Here is a 2,049-nt window from a genome sequence, read left to right as displayed (position 1 = left end):
AGGGGGGACTTGAACCCCCACGCCCGATAAAGGGCACTAGCACCTCAAGCTAGCGCGTCTGCCATTCCGCCACCCGGACAAGGTGTCTGTCGTGCGGGGTTTCCCTCGCGGCGACGGAGGAAACATTACCAGGCTTTTCGAGTGCCCCCGGGGCACCCCCGTCGCCCCTCGCGTACCCCCGGCCGGGCGTGAACGACGTGTGACGGGCCGGCACCGCTCTTGGGGTCCAGGCCGTGGGAGAGGGAGGATGACGGGGGACCACCAGCAGCGAAGGCGTGGGAGGAAGCAGCGTGAGCGAGTCGGACACGGCCAGGAGCGTCACCGGCGAGGACGAGGTCGTGGACCTCTGCCGCGAGCTGATCCAGATCGACACCAGCAACTACGGGGACAACTCGGGCCCGGGGGAACGCAAGGCGGCCGAGTACGTGGCCGAGAAGCTCGCCGAGGTGGGACTCGAACCGCAGATCTTCGAGTCGCACCCGGGCCGCGCGTCCACCGTGGCCCGCATCGAGGGCGCGGACCCGTCCCGGCCCGCGCTGCTCATCCACGGCCACACCGACGTCGTACCGGCCAACGCGACCGACTGGACCCACCACCCCTTCTCGGGCGAGGTCGCGGACGGGTGCGTGTGGGGCCGCGGGGCCGTCGACATGAAGGACATGGACGCGATGACCCTCGCGGTCGTACGGGACCGGTTGCGCAGTGGCCGCAAGCCGCCCCGGGACATCGTCCTCGCGTTCCTCGCGGACGAGGAGGCGGGCGGCACGTACGGCGCCAAGCACCTCGTCAAGAACCACCCCGGTCTCTTCGAGGGCGTCACCGAGGCGATCAGCGAGGTGGGCGGGTTCTCGTTCACGGTGAGCGAGGAGCGGCGGCTCTACCTGATCCAGACGGCCGAGAAGGGCATGCACTGGATGAAGCTGACCGTGGCCGGCACGGCGGGCCACGGGTCGATGATCCACCGGGACAACGCCATCACCGAGCTGTCGGAGGCCGTCGCACGGATCGGGCGCCACAAGTTCCCGGTGCGGGTCACCAAGACCACCCGGGCCTTCCTCGACGAACTCGGCGACGCGCTCGGCGTCGAGCTCGACGCGGAGGACATGGAGTCGACGCTCGCCCGGCTCGGCGGCATCGCCAAGCTGATCGGCGCGACCCTGAGCAACACGGCCAACCCCACCCAGCTCGGCGCCGGCTACAAGGTCAACGTCATTCCGGGAGAGGCCACCGCGCACGTCGACGGGCGGTTCCTGCCGGGCCACGAGGAGGAGTTCCTCGCCGACCTCGACCGGATCCTCGGGCCGAAGGTGCGTCGCGAGGACGTGCACGCGGACAAGGCCGTCGAGACCACCTTCGACGGGGCGCTGGTGGCGGCGATGCAGTCCGCGCTGGTCGCCGAGGACCCGGCCGCGAAGGCGATCCCCTACATGCTCTCCGGCGGGACCGACGCCAAGTCCTTCGACGACCTCGGCATCCGGGGCTTCGGCTTCGCCCCGCTCAAGCTGCCGCCGGAGCTGGACTTCGCCGGGATGTTCCACGGTGTCGACGAGCGGGTGCCGGTGGACGGGCTGCGGTTCGGCGTGCGCGTGCTCGACCGGTTCATCGACGCGTCCTGAATTGCCTCACTGAAACGAAACTGCAGTATTCGCTCGGGTGTGCGGAAGTCTACCGGGAAGAGTGAATACGACGATACGCTCGTAGCTCCATTACTCCCTCCTCGTTACTGCTGACGTGATCCGCTGATGGGGATCGCATTGCCAACAAGGAGAGAATAATGATCAAGAAGATCGTCGCCGCTGCCGTTGCCACTGGTGGTCTGGTTCTCGCGGGCTCGGGCATGGCCGCCGCCCACTCGGGCGCCCAGGGTGCGGCCGAGCACTCCCCGGGTGTCCTTTCCGGCAACGTCGTCCAGGTTCCCGTTCACGTCCCCGTGAACGTCTGCGGCAACACGGTCTCCGTGATCGGGCTGCTGAACCCCGCCTTCGGCAACACCTGCGTCAACAACTGACGTTGTGCCTCGCCCCGTCAGGGGCTGAGCCGGTGGGGCCC

General features: G+C 68.7%; 2 protein-coding genes. Both read left to right on the top strand.

Going from position 1 to position 2,049, the window contains the following annotated elements:
- Nucleotides 1-290 precede the first annotated feature (290 nt).
- A complete protein-coding gene (locus tag ACWBNA_RS47755; RefSeq protein ID WP_482710871.1) occupies nucleotides 291-1,616 on the top strand; it encodes a M20/M25/M40 family metallo-hydrolase in 1,326 nt (441 codons plus the stop codon).
- A gap of 158 nt (nucleotides 1,617-1,774) precedes the next feature.
- Nucleotides 1,775-2,008, top strand: a complete 234-nt coding sequence (chpH, locus tag ACWBNA_RS47750; RefSeq protein WP_482710870.1) for a chaplin ChpH — start codon at nucleotides 1,775-1,777, stop codon at nucleotides 2,006-2,008.
- The last annotated feature ends 41 nt before the right edge of the window (nucleotides 2,009-2,049 follow it).

The sequence above is a fragment of the Streptomyces sp. Q2 genome (genome assembly GCF_056820935.1).
Note: the sequence above shows the minus strand (reverse complement) of the source record. Positions and strands in the feature narration are given on the sequence as shown.